The following is a 26746-nucleotide window of genomic DNA, read 5'->3' on the forward strand; positions in this document are numbered from 1 at the left end:
GACAAAAAGAAGAAAACAACGCAAACATCGAGAGAAGAATGGCGGATCTGAACCCTTGTAAGATGCGCGTAGATTTTGAAAATATTACAATAACTTGCGCCAAAATCGGTTAAACCCTGTGCTTAAAACTCGCGGCTAGCGACCTTTACAAAACATTTTGAGTCTATTTTTAGACTGCAATCCCCAGCCAAGGTCCCATTTAATTTCGTGCTAAATCACAAAGCGTACCCAACTTAAAACAGCCACCGAGCTAAATGTGCGCTATGCTCTAAAGCACGGACTACGGGTAGGCTTTAAATCGGATACTGCTTGCCTGCCGCGCACGATCGAGACCTATTTTAGTGTCCGTGCGAGTGGGCGACTGCAAGCGTGTGCCAACAAGTTGGCAATGGTTGGTAATTTACGCTGGTGCTGTTGCGCGGTAAGCTTGCCATTGTCGGCAACCGAACACCCACCTTGGAACGGTTTTTGACACTGCCCACTTCTTTATCACCCACAAACCTAATTTTGTACTAGGTCTGCTTTATGATCCCCATGATCTCACAGGTCGGCGCTTTGCTCGTCGGCGTGTCGATTTTTATTCTCGGCGTTGGCTTACTCAATACCATTTTGGCCCTGCGCGCCAACCTCGAGGGCTACAGCGACTTTATCATCGGTTTGATAATGTCTTGCTACTTCGTCGGCTTTTTTATTGGTACCTACGTTGCCCTGCCTTTGGTAAAACGCATGGGCCACATCCGCGCCTTTGCCGCCTGCGCCTCCGTGGCATCGGCTTGCGTGCTACTGCATCAACTGGTGGTAGACCCCTTCGTGTGGATGGGTATTCGAGTTCTCACCGGCATCGCCTTGGTAATTTTATACACGGTGATCGAAAGCTGGCTTAACGGCCAAACCCCAGCCGAGCATCGCGGTAAAGTCTTTGCCGTATACATGAGCGTTAACCTCGGCTCACTGGCTCTGGCGCAGCAACTGCTCCGCCTAGACCCCACCATTACCTTTACCCTATTTGCGTTATCCAGCGTGCTGCTGAGCCTCAGCCTAGTACCCATTACCTGGACCAGAATGCAGCAGCCGCAAATTAACAACGTCAGCAAAATCGAATTAAAACAATTGTGGCGCAAGGCTCCAGTGGCGGTAACGGCGGCGTTTGTGTCCGGTATCTCCATGGGCGCGTTTTGGGGCTTGGCACCCTCCTACGCGGTACACACGGGCATGAGCAACACCCAGGTGGCCAGTTTTATAACCTGCGCCGTACTGGGCGGCGCGGCCTGCCAAATCCCGTTGGGCCGGCTTTCGGACAAACAAGATCGGCGCCTGGTAATGATGCTGATTTGTATTTTTGCCAGCCTGTTTGCCGGCGCGCTGATAGCGGTTGGTAGCAATGGCTATGGCCCGTTTGCCTTGATTGCCGCCTTTGGCGGTATGGCTTTTGCAGTCTACCCGGTAGCGATGGCTCACATGGTAGATCACCTAGAGCCTGGGGATATGTTGGCAGGCGGCAGCGGAATGCTATTGCTGCACGGCATAGGTGCCATGCTTGGCCCAACGGTGGCCGGGCAATTAATGCAATTTTTACAACCGAGTTACTTACCGGGGTTTTGGGCTGCAGCCCACTTGCTGCTAGCACTGACAGCGGGCTGGATACTCTACACCAACCGCAAGGAAGACCCCGAGGAACACGCCGCCGACTTTGTACCTATGGTACGCACCACGCCCACTGCGCTGGAAATGCTACCGGGTGAAGAGCAAGGCGAATTGTTTGAAGGCCAGGTGCCCGTGTGGGGCCACGAGCCAGAGGCCGATACCGAGGCAGAGGCCGGAAACGATGCTGATGCCGACGACAATCCCCCCAAAGCCGCTGCGCAATAGGAGCTAACAATGCCCGCTATCCCGTGGTTTCAGCTCCCGCAGCAACCAATGACGAATCAACACACCGGTGCTGTACAGGCAGCGCCCAGCGAGCCAGCACACATTCCCTAGCCCAGCAGCGCTATGGCTCCTGGCTCGCACTAGCAACCACAGGAGCTTTACATGCTACTTGCAACCGACTTGGATGGTACTTTCTTAGCCGGAGACCCCACCAAGCGTCGCCAGCTATATCAACTCATCTCACTCCACCCCGAAATCGAACTCGTGTTTGTCACCGGTCGCGGCCTTGAAACTGTACTACCACTGTTATCCGACCCCACCATTCCTACCCCGCAATATTTGATTTGCGACGTCGGCGCCACCGTCGTAGACGGCGAAACCCTGCAAGCAATTCAACCCCTGCAAGCAGAAATTGAACAGCATTGGCCCGGTGAGCACAAAATCGAAGAAGTGATGGCCGACTATGCCGAGATTGTTCGCCAGGATGTGCCACAGGAGCGGCGTTGCTCTTTTTATTGCGAGCAAGAAGCCGTCACCCAAGATGTGTACGCCATCGCCGAGCAATTAAATTGCGATGTGCTGTATTCCGCAGGCCGCTATTTGGATTTCTTACCTAGAGGTGTCAACAAGGGCAGCACACTGAAACGCCTGGTGGACCACCTGGGCCTAGACGCAACCGACATTTTAGTCGCCGGCGACACCCTGAACGATTTATCCATGTGCCAGCAGGGTTTTTCTTCGGTGTGCGTGGGCCGTTCCGAGCCCGGCTTACTGGAAGCCACGAAGGATTTTGTCAATGTATACCACGCCAAAGAATCCGGCTGCGGCGGTATTTTAGAGGCGCTAGCCAAACTGGAATTCCTCACCGCCAAAAGCATCAAAGCGCGCACCGAGAACTCGTACGAACCGGGTAAATCCGATTTGGTGATTGTGTACCATCGCCTGCCGCTGGAGGAATACGAAGAAAATAACGTCGTAAAACAACGCCAGCCAAAATCCCCCAACGGTATTATTCCAACTTTGCTGAGCTTTTTTGGCGACGGCAAAAAAGGCTCCTGGGTGGCTTGGTCTACCTTCGATGACAGCTACCAAGGCTACCAAGCCCGCTCGCCCATCGACGAAGAAAACTACCCCAACCTAACCGTCTCTAAAATTACGTTGAGCCAGGAAGAAGTCGATATTTTTTATAAGCGCTTCTCCAAAGAAGCATTTTGGCCAACCCTGCATACCTTTTGGGAGCAAGCCAGCTTCCGCGAAGACCACTGGCAGGTGTTTTTAAAAATTAACCGCCGCTTTGCAGAACAGACAGCCGCGGAAGCCGCAGAAAACGCCGTGGTGTGGATTCACGATTATAACCTATGGATGGTGCCGGCCTTTTTGCGAGAAATGCGCCCGGATTTAACCATCGCTTTCTTCCACCACACCTATTTCCCCTCGGCGGATGTGTTTAACGTATTGCCGTGGCGTAAGGATATTGTGGGCAGCTTGCTGCAGTGCGATTTTATCGGCTTCCATATCCCTCGCCAGTCAGAGAACTTCTTAGATGTGGCCCAAGGGGTAATGCCTATTACGGTGAAGGAAAAACAAAACTGTGCACCGCGCTTTTTAACCTACGGCTGCGCTGTAGGCATGGACGAAATGGCCACCAAAATCGAGGTCAATGGCCGCACCATTACACTGGGGGCACTGCCCGTTGGTTTGGATTTAAAACGCGTTAAGCAAACCATCGAGAAGAAAAACTTCCAAGAGAAAGTTGCCAAATTTAAATCCGATTTAGACGGCAAAAAAATTATTCTCTCGGTGGAGCGCTTAGACTACACCAAAGGCATACTGCCTAGACTGGAAGCCTTCGAACTGTTGCTGGCGCAGCACCCAGAGCTTATTAGCAAGGTCACGCTAGTCACCGTGTGCGTACCGGCGGCCAAAGAAATGCTTATTTACCGCGAGCTACAATCGCAAATTGAGCAAACCGTGGGCCGAATCAACGGCCGCTTCGCCAAAATCGGCTGGACCCCGGTGCAATTTTTCTTCCGCGCGTTTCCATTTGAGGAGTTGGTTGCTTACTACGCTGCCGCCGACATTATGTGGATCACACCACTGCGCGACGGCCTCAATTTAGTGGCCAAAGAATTTGTTGCCGCACAGGGCATGACCGATGGCAACGGCGTGTTGGTGTTATCCGAATTCGCCGGCGCCGCCGCCGAACTGCGCGGCGCACTGCTCACCAACCCACACGACCCACACGATCTGGTCAACACCTGCTTCCAAGCGTTAACCATGGACGAAGCCGAAGCCCACAACCGCATGCGCGAGGCCTTCCAAGTGGTGGAACACTACGATATCGATGCCTGGGGCCGGGAGTTTTTGGAGACCGTTGAGGCGATTTGATTGCCAAAGTCACATCGCGAATGAAAGCACACAATCAATTTAGAGGAAAAATCGGCTCGCTAGCCAGTAACATCGGGCAAACAGAACGACGTTGTAAAACTCGAATTCACGTTTGATCTGCCTGTGAAAGACCGGTAGCGATTCGCAATACGCAGCATTTCTAATCAATCCAAGAGAGCGCCATTCAAGGAATTACTGCCGAAATTGATGCACAATTTAGGGGTAAGACGGAAATTGACACGGACATAGTACTGATCTAAGAAGCCGATCCTATAAGTGCAATCCACTGACCAATACCTGATTGAGCTGTCCAAGTCTATTATCATCAAAGGGACCGTTTTACGTTTTTCTCTTCTATAGAATGCATGCCGCAGGGCCTAGGCTCTGCGGTGGATTTAAAGCAGTCTATTGGTGGACAACAGAATATACCTTTTGGCCGCCATAATAGATGAACTCCTCTCCAAGCGACCGAGCAATGATATCCGCATACCCATCATTGTTGACGTCTTTCACGTCGAATTGCCGAGCATTAGAAGGCAGTGGGAATGATGTTATCCGATAAACACCGTTTTCTTGTAGGATCAACTCAATTTCGTGGTTATTGTCAGTTCGCGCAAGCATGATGTCAGCCTCACCGTTGTTGTCGAAATCACCAACGTAGGCTGAGCCTCCGGTACTTGCAATACCGAAAGCACCGGAATCCAAAGTGGCCACCAACGTGAAGCTATTGCCGTCATCACGGGCATACATAAGCACCTCCGAATCAGTGACTTGCAGAAAATCTAGAACACCATCTTCATTAAAATCAACCGGAATCACCCTGACATCCCACCCCAAGGTTTGCCCAACGCTATTCTCAAATAGCAACTGCAACCCAGATTCAAGATTTTCATACACCGCTAGAGTAATACTACTACTATCAAAATTACGACTCGAAACCACCAAATCGGTTCGTTCGTCTCCAGTCAACTCGACAACATAGGCTCCGAAATAAGGCAACAATGTGGGCTGATCTAAGGTCCCATCTAGCTGACCAAGAAACAGCGCTTGGCCAACCACGTAATCATTTCCACTGCACTCAACGTCAGCAAATAAATCATTTAAACCATCACCATTATAGTCACCGACCTGAGCGCTGTATGTTTCCGTACTCGAATAGTCATCACAAGGCAATGAACCCATTGAGAGAAACACTGGTTGCGCAAACGTACGATCTGCATTTTGCTTAGCTATAAAATAGCCGGAATAAGTGGGAATGACCAAATCTTTAAAACCATCGCTCGAAAGGTCAGCTAACAACAACTGCCCATCAAAAAATATATAATCGGAGCTATCACCTAAGACCAACGTCTGATTCAACTCCAAGGCATCATCTCTTCGATAATAAATTGAGAGTGACTCACTATGACCAACGATTAGATCATCCACCCCATCACCGTTGAGATCGGCAGATATCATGTCTCGTACATCCTGTATTTCTTCACTCTGTATTTCCAAAGGACTAACTGAGAATAAATCCGGAACACTTTTATCAACCGAGAAAAGCAGTTCTATAAGAGGGTCGGACTCGTCAAAATACTTTATAAATGAGACTCTGCACATTTGATTGTTGATAAATTCATTGGCAGCCCCAATCGTTAAAGGATCGAGTCCCACATTGAAATTCGCATCAATGCTATAACCATTTCCTACTTCCCAACCGATTTGATTTTCCAAATCAGCTGGAGTGTACGGAATTACTGAGTCAGCACTCGCAGTTAGGGACTGCGTACCAACATCATTCAAAAATATTTCGATACCGCCTACTGGTGAATAGTACAGATCTGTATCGCGAAAGAAGGAAGCGTGATTCACTGTTACTTTAGTACTTACCTTCGCTGAGCTGAAGCCATCACGTACTTGCAAACTAAACAAATAATCGCCTTCAACATCTGGCACAAATTCTAGTATCGATTTTTGCAGATCAATTTTCTCTGCTACAAAGCTTCCGCTTGGTACTGCCACGACATTCCAATCATACTCCAGAAAATCTCTGTCCACATCATGACTAAACAATCCGTGCACGAGTGTTGTTGCACCCACGTTAGAGGTGAAAGCTATCCCAAGATTAGCCACCGGAGCACTAGTATTACCTAAAATAAATACTTCGCTATCACCATTTATTTCTGACCAAGTAACTCGTTGGAATTTGGGTGGATTACCTTGATCATCAAAAGCAATAGTAACGGCGGCAAATTGTCGATTTAACCCCGAGAATGTTACTTCATTTTGCGAACCTGAAACCGCTAACTCAGAACCACCACCGCCTGCAAAAAGACCATCCACTTCAGACCAACCATACGCTTGCAATGGCCTGGTTGTTTTTACTTGTAATAGCCCTAACGCGGAATCATATAACTGACCTTTCAAAGAAAAACTATCAATTCTTGCGCCTGGGTCGTTAGCATCAGAGTTATTTTTTATGTCCACAGACAAACCATTTAAAAGGAGCTGCGAGCCGTCACCTAGGTCTTCCGACAGTAAATTGGCCGTCAACAACACCCCCGTAGAAAGCTGACTTTCGATAGTACCGTTCAATCGCACAGAGGAGTCTTCAATCTCGATAACCAGGTCATCAAAGGTCAGTGAACCTTCCAGTGAAAATATTTGCGCATTCAAAGGATTTCCACTTTCTCCGGTAGAAACCTGTTCTACCGTTCCATCTATGGAACCCTCTGCGGTTGTGTAGCCGTCATATTCGGAAGTGATGGTCACTTTGCCGCTGCTGTTCGTGACCGTTATATGCACCGTTCCGCCCAGCTCACCCGCCAAGGTTTCACTACTAGGCTCCACAAACTCTAGTTCGAACACGGAAGTTGCGAATGGCATGGTGACAAACATTAAATCTAAGGCGGATAAAGCAGCCTTGGCAGCAGGAAGCGCGTTTGTTTCAGTCAGCACAGGCTGAGTTTTACTGCCACTGTATAGATCAACAATGCCAGTGGAAATTGCCCCCACCTGTCCGGTATAACCACCACTCTCATTACCACCGCCACCACCGCCACCACAAGCAGCAAGCACCGCCACACAAGCGGACAATAAAATCGGTTTTAATGGAAACTTTACTACGGCGAACATCAGAGCGGATCTCCCTATCAATATTGTACTTATCAGTGCCCACACTCCGCAGGCAATATTGAGCATATGTTCTCATAATCAGGAGAATTTTTGAACAGCCGTGAATATAAATAGATGCTAAGTCGGATCACCGGTCGGCTCTACCAGACACTCAGGCGCAGGGAAGACTTAGTCGTGGCCGCACTAATATGTGATGGCGATCGATGATCTAACAGCTGCGGAAGGGAAAATCGGATGGCCGCCTTGCGTCGATCCAATTACATGCATCGATATGTAACACTCACTAAACACTAGAGTCCTCGATATTTTGCTCTTAATGTTTAACGTCAATACCCATTAGTGTTTTTTAGAGCCAATCTCATTTATGGGTTTAGTCACCCATAATCGCATACAAACTTTACAAATAACTCAGCAATAAAGTGAGCATACCGGCAATGGCCGAGAGCGAGGCTGCTTCGCTGGCGGTGTGGTATTCGGTGGTTGGGATTTGTACGGTAGCGCCGTTAATCGCGCCTTGGGTTGCAGCCACTATGCGGCCTAGTTCGGTTCGCCCTAGCGGGAACGGCCGTGGCCGGGTTTTATTTTTTAGCTCTATGTATTCATCTTTAAAACCGTAACTTAAACCCAACTGCTCACATCGCTCTACTAACTCGGTGCGCATAGTTTCAGAGAAAGTACCATTGGCGTCTTTTCGCCGCAGGGTAATTTGCTGTAAGTCTGCGTCTTCTCGGCTGGTGTAGGGGCTGGTATCCAACACCACAAAGCGTTGGGTTTCAATTTCATGACGTTGAAACCAAGACAACGCATAGCGCCAACTGCGGCCGCACTCTTCTTCTGCGGTAAATAAAGCAGTACCTTGAAACCCCTTGCGGAAAAGAAACAATATTAGCGCCGCACTTACTACGTTATCCAATTGACAAGAAAGAACTCCCTTGTCAATTTTTAATCGGTCGAGAAACGATACCGGGGTGCCCGGTTGTAGATAATCGAGCCCGTCTACTTCAAAAATTAAATTTTTACGGCGTGGGCAAATGTAGGAGCGGGTTATTCGGCCCTGGCCAATATATGTGCCGGTGTAGGGCCAATGCGCTTGTACTCGCTGGCCGGTAAAGCGGTTTTCGATTTGATTGATCATATAGGCCGATGACGAATCAGCCATGTTCTCGCCCTGATTACCAGCGATAAATGCAGCGTATTCAAATTCGTTGGGCCCAGTGCACAACAATCCATGACGATCAACATGGGCGGATAAATACAGTTCTGTAGGACGATTGCCTTGGGCAACCAACACACCGTTGAAGGCTTGAACTTTTAACCCTAGCTCTTCGAGTTCTCTGCGCAACACCCGAAAAAAAGCGTGCTCATGGCCAATGACCGAGGGCTCTCGAACCAGGGGTTTAAGGATATCCAGGTATTCGTTAAGGAGAGCATCGTCTTGCGACGGTTGTACGCTTACCGCGTTTTCTGCTAAGGAACTGGGCATTGATGGATCGACTCCAGCGACAATGTAGAAACTCATTGTCTGCCCATTTGGAAGAAAATCAAGCAAAAACGGGCATTGAAAAAAGCCCGTTCTTAATACACAAAAGCCAGAGCGCTAGCCCTGGCTTTTAGCGTGTTACACCGGGTAGTTCACCCAGGGTTAGGCTTAGTTGGTCGCTACAGACTCGGCTTTCTGCTTGGCTTGAGCAACCGCCTGTGCGAACAACGCATCGAAGTTAACCGGTGGCAGCATCAACGCAGGGAAGCTGCCTTTAACCACGGCGCTGTCGATGGCTTCACGGGCGTAGGGGAACAGAATCTGAGGGCACGCTGTGTTCAGCGCTTGGGCCAACTGCTGGCCTTCCAAACCGGCGATGGCAAAGGCGCCACCTTGCTGTACTTCTACCAAGAACGCGGTTTCTTCTTCCAGCTTAACGGTAACGGTAAGGGTTAAAACCACTTCGTACAGGTTGTCTTCAATCTTAGATGCTTTGGTGTTCAACTCTTGGTTGATGCTGGGCTTCCACTGTTTGCGGAAGGCCTCCGCCCCCATGGGCGCTTCAAAGGACAGATCTTTGATGTAGATACGCTGCATAGCGAATTGTACTTGTTGTGCGTCGCCTGCGGCTTCGCCTGAACCGTTGGTTGTTGGCGCTTGTTCTTCAGCCATGATGCTGTTGTTCCTTAGTTTTTGTTGGGTTGCAATGAGTGGATGAGTGAATCACAGCATCCTAAATACACGATAGATCACACACAGGTTGCATCGGGGGCAAACCATTCAGTTCTACCTTGGGGCACGGCGGCGTATTTCAACAGCCAGCTGGCCGGTTAAAAAGCAATTATAGGCCAACGGATCAATTACGCGGGCTGACGGCTACGATTGGCCAGCCAGCAAGCCGTCTAACTTGCCGGCGGATTCCAATAGGAAGAGGTCGTCACAGCCACCCACGTGGTGCTCGCCAATCCAGATCTGAGGTACCGTGCTGCGGCCGCTCTCTTGCGTCATTTCTTGCCTCAAATCTGGCTTGCCGTCTACGGCAATCTCATCAAAGCTAACCCCTTTAGCACTGAGTAATTGCTTAGCTCGGATGCAATAGGGGCAAAAACGGGTGGTGTAGATTACGACTGCCATATCAACCTTTACGACTTAACTACGGGTAACTTCTGCGCCTGCCATTCGGTCATGCCGCCTTCTAAGCGCGCCACTTGGAAACCCAGTTTCAACAAATCACGCCCGGCTGCACCGGTGTGCTGACCCATTTTGTCCACCAGCACCACGGTCTTGCTTTTGTGCTTGTCCAGCTCGCTGGCTCGGTCATTGAGCTTAGCATAGGGGATATTGATGGCGTTGTTGATATGGCCGGATTTGTAATCGCCATTATCACGCAGGTCAACCAGCACCCCGCCGTCGGAATTTACCAACCGGGTAACCTGATGAATGGACATCACCTGGCCACTGCGACGCTTCTCGTTCCAAAAATAGAACCCAATCAGCCCGAGGAACAGAAACACCAAAATCCACTGCTCCACCACAAAGGCGATAAACTTCTCCACAACTTCTCCCACCGTGCGTTGTTGTTAATCGGGGCGGGAGTATACACCAAGCGCTGGCCTTTTTACGCTTTGGTGGCTGTTTTTTACGCCGCCGGCGCCCTAAACATTTGTATTTTCTAATCAGTTTTGGTTAGCTCTCGCCTTCGCTTCTAACGCTACAGGATTGTTTATGCGCAAAACCGCCATTTTTGTTGTGGGCATGTTGTTGGCTGGCGCCACCTATGGCCAAAACGCCGACGAATATGAGGCCAAGCTGAAGCAGCTTAAGCAGGCCATCAGCGAGCTGCAAGGCCAGCTAAAAGAGGTAAACAGCGCCAAAGACCAGCTTAACTCCGAGCTGTCTAAATCAGAGACCGCCATCGGCGACCTGACCCAAAAAATACAGCGCATTGAAGGGGAGCTGGCCCAGGAAAAAAAGCAACTAGCGCTGCTCCGTGAGCAGCGCGACTCTCTTCAAGCCAGCCGCAAACAGCAAGCCACAGCCGTGGCCGAACAATTGGTATCGGCCTATAAACTGGGCGGGCAAAGTCAGCTCAAGGCTATACTAAACCTGGATGATAGCTACCAAATAGCTCGCCTGTTGCGCTACCACCAATACATTGTGGACGCCCGCCAAAGCAAGATTGAGCAGTACCTCGCCACCGTGCGCGAGTTAGATCAAGTAGAGCCTGCCATTGCTGCCAGCGCAGCCAAGCTAGAGCAACAGCAAGCAACCCTCAGCGACCAGCAACAAACATTACAATCGGCTCAAAAGCAGCGCAAACAAACCCTAGCCAAACTGGCCCAAGAAAGCCGCTCCGCCGAGCAGCGACTAAAGCAGATGACCTCCGAGCGAGACGAGCTACAGCGGCTTTTGGATGAAGTCACAACCCTGCTCGCCGATATCCCCACCCCCAGCGACCAGCAACCCATTCGCGAACTGCGCGGAAAGCTGGCTTGGCCAGTGGAGGGCAAAATCAAACACCGCTTTGGCACCCAGCGCGCGGGCACCGACCTGAAATGGGATGGCGTTTGGTTGGCGGCGGCAGCTGGCACCCCTGTGAAAGCCTTGCACGGCGGCCGGGTGGTGTATTCCGATTGGCTCCGCGGCCAGGGCCTATTACTTATTGTGGACCACGGCGCGGGATACCTCAGCCTCTACGGTCACAATCAAACGCTGTATAAAGAAGTGGGCGACTGGGTAAAAGCCGGCGAAACCGTGGGCCTTGCTGGAGACTCCGGTGGCCAGACCGAAGCCGGGCTGTACTTTGAGATTCGCCACCAGGGCAAACCTCAAAACCCCAAACGCTGGTGCCGAGGATAAAGCCACCTCGCCTGCCGCTGCGTATTCTTCTTTGCCGACCTTGTGGTTTCTTAAAGTGGGTGTCTTGTTAAGCCGGAGCTCCTTGCTGTGGGGGCCTCTTACTGTGGGTGTCTTAGTAAGAGTACTTTCTCAAATGTGGGTGTCTTGTTAAGCAGGTAAGCAGTAGCACAAACTGTGGGGGTCACATTAGTCAGTGGTGGGTGTCTCGATAAGAAAAAGGCGGTTTCTTATCATGGGTGTCATGTTAAGAAGAAACGGGCATCTAATGTGGGTGTCTTGGTATGGAATGAAGACGCAACTAACATGGGTGTCTCGTTAAGAAGATGACTAACATGGGTGTCTCGTTAAGAAGATGGAAAGAGCGGTGTTAACGCCTGCTTAAGGTGGGTGTCTCAATAATTCTCGATAATTGCGCCTGCTTAAGTTGGGTGTACCGATAATTGCGTCTCGATAATTGCGATAATCGCCTTCCAACAATCAAGAATGGCCAAGGCAAGGCTTAAGATGTAGTTTTTATCAGCCAACCAGTGGCAATTGTGGGCAAAAACTTGCTTTTAGGGCGCTTTTGCCCAATCTTGTGAGTTACGCCAAGAATTTATTACCGTTACGTGAGTCAATAACAAGGCCAAACAGCCATGACCAGTCGCCTAGGAGATCGTCCCATGAAGTTTCGTTTATTGCCCGCCGCATTATTGGCGCTGTCGGCGGTTAGCTGGGCCGATACCGCCGAGGAAGCTGACGAGCGCGCGCAATTGCCCCTGGACGACCTGCGTACGTTTACCAAAGTCTACAGCCAAATTCGCAACACCTACGTTGAGGAAGTGTCTGACCAGAAGCTGCTGGAATACGCCATTAAAGGCATGCTCAGCGAGCTAGACCCACACTCAACCTACCTGGACGCCAACTCCTTCGACGACCTGCAAATGAACACCACCGGCGAGTACGGCGGCCTGGGCATTGAAGTTGGCATGGAAAACGGTTTCGTAAAGGTCATCGCTCCCATCGACGATTCGCCAGCCTCCCGCGCGGGTATTGAGGCCGGCGACCTTATTGTCACCCTGGACGACAAACCCGTGCGCGGCATGTCGCTGAGCGAGGCCATAGAGCAAATGCGTGGCCCGGTTGGATCGGATATTGTGCTATCCATCGTACGTGAGGGCAACGACCAACCCTTCGACGTTACCCTCACCCGAGACACCATCAAAGTTAACAGTGTCCGCGCCCGAGTATTAGAGCCGGGCTACGGCTACCTGCGCATTGCCCAGTTCCAACTCAAAACCGGTGATGATCTGCTTAAGCGCATTACCAAACTCAAGCAAGACGAGCCCAATCTAAAAGGCTTGGTTCTGGATCTGCGCAACAACCCCGGCGGAATTTTGCAGTCGTCGGTTAAGGTGGCGGATGCCTTCTTAAACGAAGGCTTGGTGGTGTACACCGAAGGCCGAGTAGAAAACGCAGACGTTAAGTATCACGCCACCCCTGGCGATGAAATCAACGGCCTACCCATGGTGGTTTTGATTAACGAAGGCTCGGCTTCGGCCTCAGAGATTGTTGCCGGCGCCCTGCAAGACCACGGCCGCGCGGTGATTATGGGTACAGACAGCTTTGGTAAGGGATCAGTGCAAACCGTCATCCCAATCAGTGAAGATCGCGCCATTAAGCTAACCACCGCCCTGTACTACACCCCCAGCGGCCGATCGATTCAGGCCCAGGGTATTGAGCCCGATATCATCGTGGAGCGCGCTAAAATCACCGCGCTTACTCGCGGCGGTAACTTTAAAGAGGCGGATTTAAACGGCCGTTTGGAAAACGGCAACGGTGGCGACGCATTAGATGCCAAGGCGCGGGAAGAACGCAGCTCACAGCGAGATGATCTAGCCGCCAGGGATAACCAATTGTACGAAGCCGTTAACTTGCTCAAAGGCATAACCATTTTTGCCAAGCACGGCCAGGACAAGTCCGCTGGCAAAAGCACTCAAATGGCCGACCGCACCGGCGACTAACAGGCGGTTCCATTGCAACGGATGCTCAACCCAATGGCCTGGTGCTGGTGGCTGATTTGGCTACTGTGCACACCTGCAATCGCCCACGCAGAGCGCGTTATGCTAATTATGGACGACATCGGCTATAACCTGCAGGCGGGTATTGCCGTGGCGCAAATGCCCTTTCCTCTCACTTTGGCCATCATTCCCTTCAGCCCCCACGCCGAAGAAATCGCCGCTGTGGCGCGTGCCCATGGTAAAGAAGTGATTGTGCACTCACCCATGGCCAGCCTGGATGGCCGCATGGTAGATCCCGGCGGCTTAGTGCCCGGCATGAGCAAAGCCGAATTCGATAACGCCCTGCTCAGCCAATTAGCCGCTGTGCCCTTTGCCACCGGCCTAAACAATCACATGGGCAGCCTGCTCACCCAGCAGCCACAATCGATGATTTGGTTGATGCAAATGCTTAAGCAGCACCAACTGTACTTTATTGATAGCCGTACCACCTCCGCCACCGTGGCTGGCGAAACTGCCATGGCCGCTCAGGTGCCAACGTGGCAACGCGATATATTCTTAGATCACGACCGCGATGCCTACTCAATCAACCAACAAATTGGCAAGCTTCTACCCATGGCGGAGCGCAAGGGATTAGTGGTGGCCATTGGTCACCCTTACCCCGAAACCATCACTGCGTTAACTGAAACCTGGCAACTACTGCAAACCCAAGGTATTGAGTTTGTGGCCCCCTCGCATGTGCTTACAGATCAACTTTTGGCGCGCAAAAAATCGCTTCAGCGTGCAATCCACCCATAATTGTCTACACTGTTAGCCGCGCACGTGCTGTTTTAAAACCAGCCATTAAAGCCGAGCGGTTTGCTCGGCAGAAAAAATAACACTAAAAATAATTACGTATGAATAAGCGCCGCTTTATCCTAAAACCTGCGCTAGTTCTCATTTCTTAACCCAAAAGTGGCGCGGCAGTATACAAGGTCTGTGATAATATCTGTCATATAAAAGGATTTGATACCAGCATCTGTTACCCAAAACAATTGCACACCACGCAAACCCATTTCTGCTAGCCGCTGATTGAACACAGCTAACAAACTAGCTTGAATCTATTCGGTCTGCGTAAACATCGGGTAGCTGAATCATCCACCAAGCCTACTTTGAAGACAGGCAACGTTACTAAACTTTTAATTGGTAACACAGGCAGCCTTACAGATCTGCCAGTGGTGTTTAAGGACCGAGGCATGTAAGCCTCTATAAACAGATGCCTAAAGGTGAATACAATGGCAGTTGAACGATTTGGCGATACCGGGCCCGTCCCCGAGCGCTCCTACCGAGTTTTTGAAAAAAACGCGTACTATTATTATCGCACCCGAGAGGGCATCGACATCGGCCCATTTGATACCAAAGCCGATGCCGAACGTGGCGTTAACGATTTTATTGACTTTATGAGCCACGGGCCTAAATCCGCCCAAGCGTTGATGCAATACTCCCCCCAGGTCGCCTAGCCCAAATTGCACCCTAAGCAACTACGCCACTAAACGCCTGCAAGCACCTGCCGAATGTCGGCTTCGCCTTGCTGCATGGCGGCATGGTGCGCCTGCTGGTCAGCAAACTGCAGCGGCTGCACATCCACAAACGTCATATCTTCCACACCAATAAAACCAAACGCGGCGCGCAGTGCCGGGGTTAATGCGTCCATGTTTTGGTAAGGGCTGGGTGCGGCCAGGTCAGCGCCGCGGGTGGTTATAAAAATACATTTTTGCCGCGTCAGCAAACCACCAATATCACCATTGGCGAGATAGCCGTAAGTCACATCGGTGCGGGTTATCTGGTCGATAAACACTTTAAACACTGATGGATAACACCAATTGTGCATGGGGATCCCCGCCACAATCACATCCGCTGCCAATACTCGCTCACACAGCGCATCCGATTGCGCCAACCGTGCCACCATGTCAGGACTACGCTGATCTTTGGGCGTGTAGGTTGCTTTAGCAAACAGGCCATCAATGTGCGGGATAGGCTCGGCGGCCAGATCTAAATAATCCACACTGGCATTGCCATATTTTGCTTGTAACTGAGCCACGCAATAACGGCTTAATTGTCGTGAATTAGAAATATCCTCTTTGGGGCTAGAATCGATATGGAGTATTTGCACAGTGGGCTTCCTCTATGACCGAGGCTTTTTGCAAGCCAGGGTAGCGCCAACCAACATCAGTAGAGAGCCCAGCATAAACAACCACACCCCAACCTCAGCAACAGCGGCAAACCGAGGCAGAAAACACACGCTACCAAAGAAAAAACACAGGCTGGATACGATGTACAAAACATCGGTGAGAGAGGGAGAGAACACAGTATTATTAGGCATAACTCAGCTTTACGGTTGACCATGAACACCCAACCAAACGCGGTTGAGCAATGACCACTGCAGCTTATAACGCGGCTGCGGCCATGCCTTGTAAATATGCGACAGGTTTAGCTGGCCAGATTTAGCTAGACAGCTTGCGTGCGCGATAGGCACTGGGGGATTCGAGAATGAGACTCTTAAAGGTATGGCAAAAGTGTGCTTGGTCATAAAAACCACAGGCCACAGCCACCTCCGCAATGCTGCCGTCATTGCTCTGCAAAAGTTGCCTTGCCTGCTTAAGGCGAGCAAAGCGCATAAACGCCGCCGGAGTTACGCCCACATAGTTGCTAAAGTAGCGCTCCAAGGTGCGCTTGGTAAATCCTAGTTCGGCGGCCAGCTCTGCCACAGAACGTTGACCGGCGCAGGCTGTGCTAACCATGCCTACTGCCCGCTGCATTGGGCGATCCATGTCGGTTACCCGCCCCAACAACCAGTTTTGCAAGGCAGCTAGTCGCTCCTGGGGAGAGAGCTGGTACAACCGCAGGAGCAATTCATGCAATCTGCCGTACCAGGGTGGCATCAAATCTTGCCCCAGATAAACACGGCCCGAGGTTAAATCCGACAATGGCAACCCCAACAAACCAAAAGCGCCCACAGGTTGGAAGCGCACACTCAATAGATCGACCTGGTCACCAATGGCTTCTTGATAGGTCTGAGTGTTTAAGGCCAACCACACCACCGGGCCGCTAGATTGGAATTCGATGGTCAGGCTAACACCACCGTCAGGGTAGAATTTCTCTTGCTTGGCAACACTGGAGAACTGATCCGCTTGCACAGCCCAAAGGCACTGCACCCAAACCGTCAAGGCCGGCGTCGGCAGGGACAAACTAAAACCCGGCTGAAGGAAAACCCTCGCTGGAACAAAAACCTTGGCCGCATCAGCCATGAATGCCCGCCTCCTTTAGGTGCCTCACTGGATAGATGGGAAAATTTTTTTACAAGTCTACTTCGATACTGAAATTAGCTTTAAAAGCGACGTCTTGATTCGTGCGGTTACAGATAAATTTTGAGAACCTCATCAATAACGCCGACACATAGTTTTGACAGATTATTCAAAATCAAAGATAACGTAAACACCGCCAAGGAAGCGCAGTTGTGAGCAATAAAAGCACTTTACCGACTACTGATAATCTACCCTACCCTCCAGATAAGATTCCACAAACTATCGAGAAAGCGATAGTAGAACTGACTAAAGTTTTAGAGATTGATTTATCCCCCAAGACCGCGAAATCAATCCAAACCATTCAAATTCTTTGCGGGATAGTGCTTTACAGGCACCTCGACTCTCGTCAACGATTTGAAGTAATGAGCGGTATTCAAGACCCAACCGTATTTGCACCATCTGACTGGGGAAAGCTAAGAAGCCTGTGCACTGATGTATTGATTCAACCTCGATGGCATTTATGGTCATTAACCACAAATGAACTCGATACTCTTTTAAAAACACAAAAGAATCTACAGGGAATATTCAACATTCTCGGTTATTCCGTCAGTGTAAGCTCAGCTGTAGACCTTTGGTCAAACTCGAAAAAGCCCTAAACACGCCAAAAGGCCCTTCTCGATCGACACTTATCAAAGGCTCGATGCGCTCTCTGGTATTCTTGGTTGTCGGATCTTCATTGGCATATGTAAATGCCGAGCAACTAAATAACACCAATACTGAGCTCAATCGGCGCACGCCCGAGCCCAGATCCTCCATCTACTACGACCAAAAACATGACAAGCTGGTTACGTTTTATCCGATCAACCTACCCTGTATTAATTGGTTTTTTAATCTGCCTCATCGCTCTAGCCTATTTCAGTGCTCAATTGAGCCACCCCGAGATTTTTTACGTCTTCGGCTCATACGTAATCCTAATATTGGGCTTTAAAAGCCAACATGACTCGGTGAAAGAAAACGAAACCTTAAAGCGGCTACTTGATGACAACGATATCGACTATTAAACGAACACTTTGAATTACAGAAACCTAATATAGGGCCTTGCTATAAGCGCATCTCAATGTTTTGTTCAGCCATAAACGCCTTGGCTTCGGCCACGCTGTATTCGCCAAAATGGAAGATACTGGCCGCAAGCACGGCATCGGCACCGCCCTGAAGTACGCCATCGGCCAAGTGCTGGAGGTTACCCACACCGCCAGAAGCAATCAGTGGCACCGGAATGCGATCGGTCATGGCGCGGGTAAGGGCTAAATCAAACCCGTTTTTGGTGCCGTCCCGGTCCATGCTGGTGAGCAGTATTTCTCCCGCGCCGTAGGCCACCATTTTTTCTGCCCACTCTAGAGCATCAATGCCGGTGGGCTTGCGGCCACCGTGGGTGAAAATCTCCCAACGCGGGTTATCGCCCTGCGCCACCTGTTTTGCATCAATGGCCACCACAATGCACTGGGCACCAAATTTGGCCGAAGCCTCGGCGACAAAATCCGGGTTGAATACAGCGGCGGAGTTAATGGCTACTTTATCGGCACCGGCGTTGAGCATATTACGGATATCTTGTGAGGTGCGAATACCCCCACCCACGGTGAGCGGGATAAACACCTCCGCGGCGATCTTCTCCACCGTGTGCAAGGTGGTGTCGCGGCCTTCGTGGGTGGCGGTAATATCAAGGAAAGTAATTTCGTCTGCGCCGGCTTGGTTATAGCCCTTGGCCACTTCAACCGGGTCTCCGGCATCGCGGATATCAACAAACTGAACGCCCTTAACCACGCGGCCGTTATCGACATCCAGACAGGGAATAATGCGTTTCGCCAAAGGCATAGCTACAACTCCAAAGCAATTTGCGGGCATTCTACCGCACTTTTTGCCATCGGGGAGCAGCAGCTATGGAATGGAAGAGGAAGATAACCCGGCTGCAACAAGCCACCGGGCCAAACCTTACTTGGACTGTTTTTTGTCTTCGTACATGCGGCTGTCGGCCAGCTGCTTGAGGGAGTCTAAGGTGTCGCCATCGTGGGGCCACACCGCCACACCGACGCTAATACCCAACTGCACCAGCTTGCCCTCACCGATGCGGAAAGGACTGGCGACGATTTGCTTTAACCGCTGGGCCAACGACACTTGCTGATCAGCATCCAATGGCTCGCGGATGATGACAAGGAATTCGTCTCCGCCGATTCGACCGATGTGCTCGCCACCGCGCAACTTGGTGCGCAAACGGCGGGAAAATTCTATGAGAACTTGGTCACCGGCCAGGTGGCCGTGGACATCGTTAATTTTTTTGAACTGATCAAAGTCGATAAACACCACGCTAAACCCAGCACCATCGCGCGAACCCTGTGCGCGCAGCTTGCGCAGTTGGTAATCGATGAAACGTAGGTTGGGCATTTGAGTGAGCGGATCGAGGTGAGCCAGTTGGCGTAGCTTTCGCTCGTTGGCTTTGTAACGGCTGACATCGTGGCAGCTCATCATGATGCCGTTTTCACCGTTGGCTAAGGTCACTGGCAAAAACGTGATGTCGAAATGGCCCGCCACGCCAGAGGTATCAAACTTAGATAATAGGCGTTCATGCACGGTGATGCTCTCACCCGCCATACACGCTTGCATGGCAGACATGATGTAGTTATCGAAGGTGGATTCTTCAAACATCAGCGCCAGAGGCATACCGATGATGTTTTCTTTTGGCTTTTGGAGGTGGCGCTCGAACAGCGCGTTGACAGCGATGAAGGCGTAGGAGCTGTCGACCAAGGCGTAAAAATTACGCTGGTCGCCATCGAACATCCTTACGTACTCTGCGTAAGGAGTACTTTGCCCACCATTAATAGAATGCAGCGCAATAACTTTGTCTGACACGCTTAATTAACCCTGATAACCCTTTCACTTTGGTGCCACCGAATCGGCCACCAACCTAAACTTATGTACTGTTTTTTTTGATTAGTTATTCACGCTGTGCTTTGGCTATGTTGGGAAGTGGCCAAAGACTGATCCATCAGTGCGACAAAATATCGTTCAATGAGAATGTTTTCAATCGTTTTGACAGAAAACTTCATAATAAATTGCGCGGCAGATTTTGAATCGAAATTACTGACAATTGTTTGACGACAAACACAACCGACACAGATCAAAAAAAGGTCAGAAATACGTCGTTGACTGTGGATAAAATTATAGAAAGAAAGGCTAAGTTGGATAGGACAAAGGCATACTCGGCGGGGCTAATGTGCCCCGCCGATGAAACAACCGCTTATGGCTGCCATTGGCAGAAATTACGCAGCAGCTGCAAGCCCGCATCGTGGCTCTTTTCTGGATGAAATTGCACCGCGGCCAAATTATTTTGGCACAGTCCGGCACTGAATTTTACACCGTACTCGGTGCTGCCTAATTCCTGCGCAGAGTTATCCAGTTGCACACAGTAGCTGTGGACAAAATAAAAACGCTGCCCATTTTTAATGTTTTTCCACAGCGCGTGATCTTGGCTGTGGAAAACATTATTCCAGCCCATGTGCGGCACTTTTAGTTTAGCGCCGTGCTCGTCGGTAAAGTCATTGCCGAAAAATCGCACATGGCCCGGCACAAGATTTAAACAATCAACGCCACTGTTTTCTTCGCTGTGGGTGAGCAACAATTGCATACCCACGCAAATTCCTAACACTGGCTTGCCGGCGTCAATTTGAGATTTCACCAACTGGTCAAATCCCAACCGTTTTACTTCTTGCATGCAATCGCGCACCGCGCCTACGCCCGGGAACAAAATACGTTCGGCGCTGGCAATAACCTGAGCATCAGAGGTGACGACCACTTGTTGGTCATCAGCACACACGTGCTCTAAGGCACTGGCAGCGGAATGCAAATTGCCCATACCGTAGTCGCAAATGGCGATAATTTTTTTGCTCACGCGTAACTCCTAACAGATTCGGTTGGGTGTGCTGTTTAAAGGATAATATTTCTTCGTTGCCCTGCAGTGGCTTTGTGTACCGGCCGACTGAGCTTACAAGGTGCCCTTGGTGGATGGCATTTGGTCACCCAAACGCGGATCTGGCTCTAGCGCCATGCGCAAGGCGCGGGCAAAAGCTTTAAACACTGTTTCAATTTGGTGGTGGGCGTTGTCACCGCGCAGGCAATCGATGTGCATGGTCACTTTGGCGTGGTTCACAAAGCCGTGGAAAAACTCCGAGAAGAGTTCGGTATCAAAATTGCCCACGCGCTTTTGGGTGAATGGAATATCCAGCATCAGGCCTGGGCGACCAGAAAAATCGATTACCACCCGCGACAGCGCTTCATCTAGAGGCACATAGGCGTGGCCGTAGCGACGAATACCTTTTTTATCACCCATCGCTTGTGCCATGGCTTGGCCCAGGGTAATGCCGATATCTTCTACGGTGTGATGGTCGTCGATGTGGGTATCGCCCTTACAGTAAATGTCTAGGTCGATCAGCCCATGACGGGAGATTTGATCCAGCATGTGCTCTAAAAACGGCACCCCAGTATCGAACTTACCCTTGCCGGTGCCGTCCAGGTTAAGGCTGACCTTAATCTGGGTTTCTAGGGTATCTCTGCTGACGCTGGCGCTGCGCTCGGCCATGGTAACTCTCCGCTAAAATTGAGCGCGGATTATAAGTCCTGAACCCGGCGCACTCCAGTTTTCATGCCAGCCCCAGGGCTCAAAACCGCGGCCGGCACTCAGCTAGGTACCGGGATTAACGCACATGCAGCTCTTTGAGCGATAAACTCATGGCCTCTTGGTCGGCCAAATAGTCTTTACTGATCATTTTGGACAACAGCGGGGTGCGGTCAAACACCCAATCGCGCACCACCGCTAAGGGCGCCGGCATCTGGTGGAAAACATTGCCTAATTTGCGCGCAAACTCTACGTGGTGGTTTACGTAGGCGACTCGGTCTTGCTCAAAGCCAGCAAAGCCCTGTTGCACCGCGTTGCTATCGGTCAAATCCACCCCCGCCAGCGCTCGCCCCAAGAAGTAACCATCCTCGATTGCCATGCCCATGCCATAGGCGGCGTAGGGCGATACCGGATGCACCGCATCCCCCAGGCAGACGACGCGGCCGGATGACCAGGTACTCAGCGAGGGCCGATTGTAGATATCCCAGCAGAAAATCTGCCGATCAAAATCGGTAACCTCAGGGAAACGAGGTAGAGGCTGAGCCCAGTTGGCCAGCAATCCTTGGACATGCGACTTTACGCAGATCGGCTCCGGCGTGTGCTCCGCCACCGGCTCCACAATCCACCATTCAAACCCGGGCTTGCCATCGTGTAACATGGGAAAATAGCTGGCTTGAATGTGCCGGGAATGGGTTATATTGCCCATATTGCGGGGCAAATCCGGTACTTTTTCAGCATCGCACCAAGCCAACCAAACCCGAAGGCCGACGTGGAACAGATCGGGCTCACCAAAGGCTTGGACAGACACTTTAGATCGCACGCCGTCGGCGCCTATAAGGATATCCGTCTGGTCTCCGCCGCCGCCTTTAAAGTGCAGTGTTACGTCGCTGCCAGTATCCTCGTAGCGCTCAAAATCTCGATTAGAAATCAACGTGCCTACTGGCAGTAACGCCATCATTTTGGCAAAGGCGTTGGAGCGCAACATGCCGTAGTACCATCCTTTGATGCCAAAAGACTGCTCAATCAACGAATTAAACGGCAGTCGAGCCCGCAGTTTGCCCTTGTGATTGCGGAATTCCGTCACGGTAAAGGAGCCAAAATCGTTAATGTCGATGCCGTAATCGCGCAGCACCGCCAGTACCGGTACGCTCAACAGTACAACACCACCCAGAGGCTTGGGCGCAGGGTTGCGCTCGTAAATGCGCACATCAAAACCGCGCTTAAGCAACGCCAAGCCAGCAGACACACCACTAGGCCCCGCACCGACGATGGCCACGCGCCTACCGGGCCGCCAATTTTCACTCGCAGTCATTCAAACCACCTCTTTATTATTGGCTAAGGTCGAGGCAACAATCTAAATTGCCTTATTTGGATTAAATACGCTAATTAATCCATAATTTCGGTCATTTAGTCTTATAGGGAGATGGCTTTGGATATGCCCAACGGCTATAGAAGTTCTTGGGCCTGGGTTTCTTGATGATGTGGGTGTCTTGATAACGTGGGTGTCTTGATAACGTGGGTGTCTTGATAACGTGGGTGTCTTGATAACGTGGGTGTCTTGATAACGTGGGTGTCTTGATAACGTGGGTGTCTTGATAACGTGGGTGTCTTGATAACGTGGGTGTCTTGATAACGTGGGTGTCTTGATAACGTGGGTGTCTTGATAACGTGGGTGTCTTGATAACGTGGGTGTCTTGATAACGTGGGTGTCTTGATAACGTGGGTGTCTTGATAACGTGGGTGTCTTGATAGGATAAAGGTAAGGTTGGTTTGGATTTACTTAGCCAAGTGCTGTCCAGTTTAAGAATTGAGTCCACCAGTATTTCGCGCTGGCGGTTATCTGCGCCTTGGGGTGTCGATGTGTCGCGGTTTGAGCCTGGTTTTTGTTTGCGCATTATTAGCGGATCGCTGTGTTGGCAAGGCGAAGATTCTAGGCCAATTTGGCTACACGCAGGCGATACCTTGCTGACCTTGCGAGGTAGCAAAGGGCAATTGCGATCTGAACTTGGCACTCGTTGCACGGCCATTCACGAGCTGCCCTGGCAGGGCGACAGCTACACAGGCCTGGGCGCTAACCGCCAACCAAGCAGCGCTCAGCAGTTGCAATGGGGTGGCGGTGGCGAAGCCTGCGAGCTGTTGGGCTTGGCGTTTACCTTTCAATACTCCAGCAGCGTTCAGCTGCTGTCGTCGCTGCCAGAAATCATCGTCTTACCACAGGGCCAAGCACCCGCCGCGCCCTTTTTTACCAGCGCCATAAACCACCTGATGGACGACCATCAACCCGGCTACCAAGCCGTGGCCGGCCAGCTTAGCGAACTGGTGGTGTTGAGCTTGCTGCGAGAGGTGATGCTGACCACAAATTCTGCCGCCAGCGGATGGTTGAAGGGTCTGCAAGACCGCCATATCCACCCCGCGCTATTGGCGATCCACAACACACCGCAGCAGCCATGGACATTAACCAACCTCGCCCAACAAGCAAAGCTGTCGCGCTCGGCCTTTGCCGCGCGATTTAAACGGATTGTGGGGATGGGGCCGGTGGAATATTTAAGTCGCTGGCGAATACAAATTGCCTGCGACCACCTTCGTAACAGCAGTGATTCCGTGGAGCAGATTGCCGCCCAAACGGGCTTTGGTAACGACAGAACCCTGCGGCGTGTGTTTAAGCAACAGTTAGGAATACCGCCGAGAGATTACCGGCGACACTACCGCGCCGGCAGTTAAATCAAATCGGCAAAGCTAATCGGACGTTACATGCGTCCGAAAGCGCCACTGTTTAAGTCGTTAACGGCCTGCTGAATTTCAGCCCGGGTATTCATCACAAATGGGCCGTAACGGGCCACTGGCTCGTTCATTGGATGGGCGGAGATCAACAGTGCCCTAGCTCCTTCGGTGCTGGCCTCCACGGTAACGCCGCCGCCATCGGATAACACTGCCAGTTGCTGGCTGGCGACGACGACATCTCGGACCATTAGGCTGCCCTGATAGACGTACAACACCGAGTTGTAACCCTTGGGGATATCTATACGGGCGTGAGCATCCTCTTCCATCTGCACGTCGGCTAGCATCGGATGCGAAGAAATTCCGGTGACTGGCCCTTTAACGCCATTAAGAGACCCGGCAATCAACCGTACCAGCACGCCGTTACTCGGGCTAAGTTCAGGAATTTGGTCGGCGGTGAGTTCTTGGTAGCGTGGTTCACGCATTTTTTCGGCAGCGGCAAGGTTGATCCACAACTGAAATCCCCACAACCGGCCCTCGGTTTGCTCAGGCATCTCGGAGTGAAGTATGCCTTTCCCCGCAGTCATCCATTGCACACCACCAGGTTCAATCACGCCGTTGTTGCCCTGGCTGTCGCGGTGGCGCATGCGCCCATCCAGCATATAAGTGACCGTCTCAAAGCCGCGGTGCGGATGGGGCGGAAAACCACCGATGTAATCGGCGCTGTCATCACTGCGTATTTCGTCCAGTAATAGAAAGGGGTCGTGCTCGCTAAGTTGATGCGAGCCGATACTGCGCTGTATCAACACACCATCGCCATCGCGCGTGTGCTGAGCGTTAATCAGCCGAGTTACTTTGGCCATGGGGCCTCCTTCTTATTTCCATACCTCAAAGGGCAATCTAGGCCCTTTCGGAACCACCTGGGTGGGGTTGATATTTTTGTGGCTGTAGTAGTAATGCTGTTTGATGTGCTCCAAATGCACGGTTTCGGCCACGCCGGGCACGAAATACAGTTGTTCAAGGTAGCGTGATAATGCCGGGTAGTCGGCAATACGCTTTAAATTGCATTTAAAGTGGCCCACGTATACCGCATCAAATCGCACTAAGGTGGTAAACAATCGCCAATCGGCCTCGGTGATCTGATTTCCTACCAAGTACTCGTGGGCGCCTAAGCGTGATTCCAGCTGATCCAAGGTAGTGAACAGCGCTTCAAAGGCCTGCTCGTAAGCTTCCTGGGTCGTGGCGAAACCAGCTTTGTAGACACCGTTGTTGACGTTGTGGTACACCAAGTCGTTAATTTCATCGATCTCGGTACGCAGGGCGGGCGGATAGTAATCGTCGGTGTTGCCCGTGATAGCGTTAAATTCGCCGTTAAACATGCGGATAATGTCGGCACTCTCATTACTGACAATGGTCTCGCGCTGTTTATCCCACAGCACCGGTACGGTTACCCGGCCGGTGTACTGTGCATCGGCCCGGGTGTACACCTCGTGCAGATACTGGCTGCCAAACAGTTGATCGCCCTTGGCCGGGCCCCAGGTATCAAAACTCCATCCGTTCTCCAGCATATGCGGGTGCACGATGGACACATCGATCACATCGGCCAGGGATTTAATGCTGCGGAATATCAAAGTGCGGTTTGCCCATGGGCAGGCCAGAGCCACGTACAGATGGTATCGGCCAGATTCCGCCTTGAAGCCACTATCGCCGTTGGGGCCGGGCTCGCCACTGGCAGTGACCCAATTGCGAAATTTAGAGCTCTCGCGACGAAAACGCCCGCCGGAGCTCTCGGTGTCGTACCATTTATCCTGCCACTGACCTTCAACCAGCAAACCCATAATCTGAAGCCTCTACTATCAATTTATGCAGCTATGCTAGCGTTACCGCCAAAAGCACCATAGCGCAGGGTTTTTAGGGAGTTGTTCAGGAAATTTGAGGCACAACGCCGGCACCGAAAATTCAACCGTTTTACCGCCTACGGCTTCCCTCACGAAGTAAGTTTTGCCAGAATAGTCTTTCGAACCTGTTGAATTTCTGTCCAAAATACGTGAACGCACACACCCTCACAGCGCTATTGAGAGATCGCCTGGCAAAGAGCAGCACGCTGTTTGCCTTGCTGGCGCTGTTGCTGTGTGCCCAAATTGCCGATAGCCACCACCTGGCAGAGCATGCCCATGGCGGCGATGAATCCGGCCTGTGCGATAGCTTACACACTCCTGCTGCCGCGCTATCTACCTCGGTGGGTCTGTGCCTGCCAGAGCCGCAAGTCGCCCATTGGCTAAACCAATATCAAACACCGGCGTTTAGTCCTCGTCGCAACGCCTTCAGGGCCATACGCGCCCCACCTCACTCCACAAAACTGGGCTAA

25 protein-coding genes are annotated in these 26746 nt (G+C 51.3%); 10 read left to right on the forward strand and 15 right to left on the reverse strand.

Annotated elements, in window-relative coordinates; translation table 11 throughout:
- The first annotated feature begins 525 nt into the window (after positions 1-525).
- Both ACGHM3_RS22940 and ggpS read left to right on the forward strand, forming a co-directional pair.
- On the forward strand, positions 526-1869 hold the full coding sequence (locus ACGHM3_RS22940) for an MFS transporter (protein ID WP_345424313.1): 1344 nt from the start codon (positions 526-528) through the stop codon (positions 1867-1869).
- Between the two features lie 162 nt (positions 1870-2031).
- Positions 2032-4257: a glucosylglycerol-phosphate synthase gene (gene ggpS, locus ACGHM3_RS22945; RefSeq protein WP_345424316.1), complete on the forward strand. Its 2226-nt coding sequence runs from the start codon at positions 2032-2034 to the stop codon at positions 4255-4257.
- Positions 4258-4662: 405 nt separating this feature from the next.
- Here the strand turns inward: ggpS and ACGHM3_RS22950 are convergent, their stop codons facing one another.
- The 5 genes from ACGHM3_RS22950 to ACGHM3_RS22970 form a co-directional block, all read right to left on the reverse strand.
- Positions 4663-7374: an FG-GAP-like repeat-containing protein gene (locus tag ACGHM3_RS22950; RefSeq protein ID WP_345424319.1), complete on the reverse strand. Its 2712-nt coding sequence runs from the start codon at positions 7372-7374 to the stop codon at positions 4663-4665.
- Positions 7375-7771: 397 nt separating this feature from the next.
- Positions 7772-8857, reverse strand: coding sequence for a peptidase M42 (locus tag ACGHM3_RS22955; RefSeq protein ID WP_345424322.1), 1086 nt, complete (start codon positions 8855-8857; stop codon positions 7772-7774).
- Positions 8858-9022: 165 nt separating this feature from the next.
- Complete coding sequence (gene secB, locus ACGHM3_RS22960) at positions 9023-9526, reverse strand: protein-export chaperone SecB (RefSeq protein ID WP_345424325.1); 504 nt, start codon at positions 9524-9526, stop codon at positions 9023-9025.
- 204 nt (positions 9527-9730) lie between these two features.
- Positions 9731-9988, reverse strand: coding sequence for a glutaredoxin 3 (gene grxC / locus ACGHM3_RS22965; protein ID WP_345424328.1), 258 nt, complete (start codon positions 9986-9988; stop codon positions 9731-9733).
- Positions 9989-9996: 8 nt separating this feature from the next.
- Positions 9997-10410, reverse strand: coding sequence for a rhodanese-like domain-containing protein (locus ACGHM3_RS22970; RefSeq protein ID WP_345424331.1), 414 nt, complete (start codon positions 10408-10410; stop codon positions 9997-9999).
- Positions 10411-10579: 169 nt separating this feature from the next.
- Between ACGHM3_RS22970 and ACGHM3_RS22975 the strand changes: the two genes are divergently transcribed.
- The 4 genes from ACGHM3_RS22975 to ACGHM3_RS22990 all read left to right on the forward strand — a co-directional run bounded on the left by ACGHM3_RS22975 (position 10580) and on the right by ACGHM3_RS22990 (position 15209).
- The gene (locus ACGHM3_RS22975) at positions 10580-11713 is read left to right on the forward strand and encodes a peptidoglycan DD-metalloendopeptidase family protein (RefSeq protein ID WP_345424334.1); all 1134 of its coding nucleotides are present in this window, start codon (positions 10580-10582) and stop codon (positions 11711-11713) included.
- 662 nt (positions 11714-12375) lie between these two features.
- Positions 12376-13716 carry a S41 family peptidase gene (locus ACGHM3_RS22980; RefSeq protein ID WP_345424337.1) on the forward strand — a complete coding sequence of 447 codons (1341 nt, stop codon included), beginning with the start codon at positions 12376-12378 and terminating at the stop codon, positions 13714-13716.
- A gap of 99 nt (positions 13717-13815) precedes the next feature.
- On the forward strand, positions 13816-14508 hold the full coding sequence (locus ACGHM3_RS22985) for a divergent polysaccharide deacetylase family protein (protein WP_345424340.1): 693 nt from the start codon (positions 13816-13818) through the stop codon (positions 14506-14508).
- A 476-nt stretch (positions 14509-14984) separates the two neighbouring features.
- Entirely contained in the window at positions 14985-15209 is a 225-nt protein-coding gene (locus ACGHM3_RS22990) for a DUF6316 family protein (RefSeq protein ID WP_345424342.1), read from the forward strand.
- A 29-nt stretch (positions 15210-15238) separates the two neighbouring features.
- On the opposite strand, the gene ACGHM3_RS22995 is transcribed toward ACGHM3_RS22990, so the two are convergent.
- The 3 genes from ACGHM3_RS22995 to ACGHM3_RS23005 form a co-directional block, all read right to left on the reverse strand.
- On the reverse strand, positions 15239-15862 hold the full coding sequence (locus ACGHM3_RS22995) for an NAD(P)H-dependent oxidoreductase (protein WP_345424345.1): 624 nt from the start codon (positions 15860-15862) through the stop codon (positions 15239-15241).
- A gap of 12 nt (positions 15863-15874) precedes the next feature.
- Positions 15875-16072 carry a YrhK family protein gene (locus ACGHM3_RS23000; RefSeq protein ID WP_345424348.1) on the reverse strand — a complete coding sequence of 66 codons (198 nt, stop codon included), beginning with the start codon at positions 16070-16072 and terminating at the stop codon, positions 15875-15877.
- A 121-nt stretch (positions 16073-16193) separates the two neighbouring features.
- Positions 16194-16997: an AraC family transcriptional regulator gene (locus tag ACGHM3_RS23005; protein WP_345424350.1), complete on the reverse strand. Its 804-nt coding sequence runs from the start codon at positions 16995-16997 to the stop codon at positions 16194-16196.
- Positions 16998-17206: 209 nt separating this feature from the next.
- On the opposite strand from ACGHM3_RS23005, the gene ACGHM3_RS23010 reads away from it, so the two are divergent.
- Positions 17207-17650 (forward strand): hypothetical protein, encoded by a 444-nt coding sequence (locus ACGHM3_RS23010; RefSeq protein ID WP_345424352.1) that lies wholly within the window; start codon positions 17207-17209, stop codon positions 17648-17650.
- A gap of 177 nt (positions 17651-17827) precedes the next feature.
- Entirely contained in the window at positions 17828-18055 is a 228-nt protein-coding gene (locus ACGHM3_RS23015; protein ID WP_345424355.1) for a hypothetical protein, read from the forward strand.
- A 40-nt stretch (positions 18056-18095) separates the two neighbouring features.
- On the opposite strand, the gene hisF is transcribed toward ACGHM3_RS23015, so the two are convergent.
- The 5 genes from hisF to ACGHM3_RS23040 form a co-directional block, all read right to left on the reverse strand.
- Complete coding sequence (gene hisF / locus ACGHM3_RS23020) at positions 18096-18866, reverse strand: imidazole glycerol phosphate synthase subunit HisF (RefSeq protein WP_345424359.1); 771 nt, start codon at positions 18864-18866, stop codon at positions 18096-18098.
- Between the two features lie 117 nt (positions 18867-18983).
- Positions 18984-19898 (reverse strand): diguanylate cyclase, encoded by a 915-nt coding sequence (locus ACGHM3_RS23025; RefSeq protein ID WP_345424363.1) that lies wholly within the window; start codon positions 19896-19898, stop codon positions 18984-18986.
- A 388-nt stretch (positions 19899-20286) separates the two neighbouring features.
- Positions 20287-20937: an imidazole glycerol phosphate synthase subunit HisH gene (gene hisH / locus ACGHM3_RS23030; RefSeq protein ID WP_345424366.1), complete on the reverse strand. Its 651-nt coding sequence runs from the start codon at positions 20935-20937 to the stop codon at positions 20287-20289.
- A 93-nt stretch (positions 20938-21030) separates the two neighbouring features.
- On the reverse strand, positions 21031-21624 hold the full coding sequence (gene hisB / locus ACGHM3_RS23035; RefSeq protein WP_345424369.1) for an imidazoleglycerol-phosphate dehydratase HisB: 594 nt from the start codon (positions 21622-21624) through the stop codon (positions 21031-21033).
- A gap of 115 nt (positions 21625-21739) precedes the next feature.
- On the reverse strand, positions 21740-22972 hold the full coding sequence (locus tag ACGHM3_RS23040) for an NAD(P)/FAD-dependent oxidoreductase (protein WP_345424371.1): 1233 nt from the start codon (positions 22970-22972) through the stop codon (positions 21740-21742).
- Between the two features lie 458 nt (positions 22973-23430).
- On the opposite strand from ACGHM3_RS23040, the gene ACGHM3_RS23045 reads away from it, so the two are divergent.
- On the forward strand, positions 23431-24381 hold the full coding sequence (locus tag ACGHM3_RS23045; RefSeq protein WP_345424374.1) for an AraC family transcriptional regulator: 951 nt from the start codon (positions 23431-23433) through the stop codon (positions 24379-24381).
- 26 nt (positions 24382-24407) lie between these two features.
- On the opposite strand, the gene ACGHM3_RS23050 is transcribed toward ACGHM3_RS23045, so the two are convergent.
- Both ACGHM3_RS23050 and ACGHM3_RS23055 read right to left on the reverse strand, forming a co-directional pair.
- Positions 24408-25241 (reverse strand): pirin family protein, encoded by an 834-nt coding sequence (locus ACGHM3_RS23050; RefSeq protein ID WP_345424377.1) that lies wholly within the window; start codon positions 25239-25241, stop codon positions 24408-24410.
- A gap of 12 nt (positions 25242-25253) precedes the next feature.
- Positions 25254-26216, reverse strand: a complete 963-nt coding sequence (locus ACGHM3_RS23055) for a glutathione S-transferase family protein (RefSeq protein ID WP_345424380.1) — start codon at positions 26214-26216, stop codon at positions 25254-25256.
- A 209-nt stretch (positions 26217-26425) separates the two neighbouring features.
- Here ACGHM3_RS23055 and ACGHM3_RS23060 point away from each other — a divergent pair, with 209 nt between their 5' ends.
- Positions 26426-26746 (forward strand): hypothetical protein, encoded by a 321-nt coding sequence (locus ACGHM3_RS23060; protein ID WP_345424383.1) that lies wholly within the window; start codon positions 26426-26428, stop codon positions 26744-26746.

Origin of the sequence: Halioxenophilus aromaticivorans (assembly GCF_042850945.1) — a bacterium.
In the GTDB taxonomy this organism is placed as follows: domain Bacteria; phylum Pseudomonadota; class Gammaproteobacteria; order Pseudomonadales; family Cellvibrionaceae; genus Halioxenophilus; species Halioxenophilus aromaticivorans.

Bases quoted from the DNA above. Each gene is read 5' to 3' on its own strand.
- ACGHM3_RS22940 (WP_345424313.1), top strand. From the start codon at position 526: ATGATCCCCATGATCTCACAGGTCGGCGCTTTGCTCGTCGGCGTGTCG.
- ggpS (WP_345424316.1), top strand. From the start codon at position 2,032: ATGCTACTTGCAACCGACTTGGATGGTACTTTCTTAGCCGGAGACCCC.
- ACGHM3_RS22950 (WP_345424319.1), bottom strand. From the start codon at position 7,374: ATGTTCGCCGTAGTAAAGTTTCCATTAAAACCGATTTTATTGTCCGCT.
- ACGHM3_RS22955 (WP_345424322.1), bottom strand. From the start codon at position 8,857: ATGCCCAGTTCCTTAGCAGAAAACGCGGTAAGCGTACAACCGTCGCAA.
- secB (WP_345424325.1), bottom strand. From the start codon at position 9,526: ATGGCTGAAGAACAAGCGCCAACAACCAACGGTTCAGGCGAAGCCGCA.
- grxC (WP_345424328.1), bottom strand. From the start codon at position 9,988: ATGGCAGTCGTAATCTACACCACCCGTTTTTGCCCCTATTGCATCCGA.
- ACGHM3_RS22975 (WP_345424334.1), top strand. From the start codon at position 10,580: ATGCGCAAAACCGCCATTTTTGTTGTGGGCATGTTGTTGGCTGGCGCC.
- ACGHM3_RS22980 (WP_345424337.1), top strand. From the start codon at position 12,376: ATGAAGTTTCGTTTATTGCCCGCCGCATTATTGGCGCTGTCGGCGGTT.
- ACGHM3_RS22985 (WP_345424340.1), top strand. From the start codon at position 13,816: ATGCTAATTATGGACGACATCGGCTATAACCTGCAGGCGGGTATTGCC.
- ACGHM3_RS22990 (WP_345424342.1), top strand. From the start codon at position 14,985: ATGGCAGTTGAACGATTTGGCGATACCGGGCCCGTCCCCGAGCGCTCC.
- ACGHM3_RS23000 (WP_345424348.1), bottom strand. From the start codon at position 16,072: ATGCCTAATAATACTGTGTTCTCTCCCTCTCTCACCGATGTTTTGTAC.
- ACGHM3_RS23005 (WP_345424350.1), bottom strand. From the start codon at position 16,997: ATGGCTGATGCGGCCAAGGTTTTTGTTCCAGCGAGGGTTTTCCTTCAG.
- ACGHM3_RS23015 (WP_345424355.1), top strand. From the start codon at position 17,828: ATGACAAGCTGGTTACGTTTTATCCGATCAACCTACCCTGTATTAATT.
- hisF (WP_345424359.1), bottom strand. From the start codon at position 18,866: ATGCCTTTGGCGAAACGCATTATTCCCTGTCTGGATGTCGATAACGGC.
- hisB (WP_345424369.1), bottom strand. From the start codon at position 21,624: ATGGCCGAGCGCAGCGCCAGCGTCAGCAGAGATACCCTAGAAACCCAG.
- ACGHM3_RS23040 (WP_345424371.1), bottom strand. From the start codon at position 22,972: ATGACTGCGAGTGAAAATTGGCGGCCCGGTAGGCGCGTGGCCATCGTC.
- ACGHM3_RS23050 (WP_345424377.1), bottom strand. From the start codon at position 25,241: ATGGCCAAAGTAACTCGGCTGATTAACGCTCAGCACACGCGCGATGGC.
- ACGHM3_RS23055 (WP_345424380.1), bottom strand. From the start codon at position 26,216: ATGGGTTTGCTGGTTGAAGGTCAGTGGCAGGATAAATGGTACGACACC.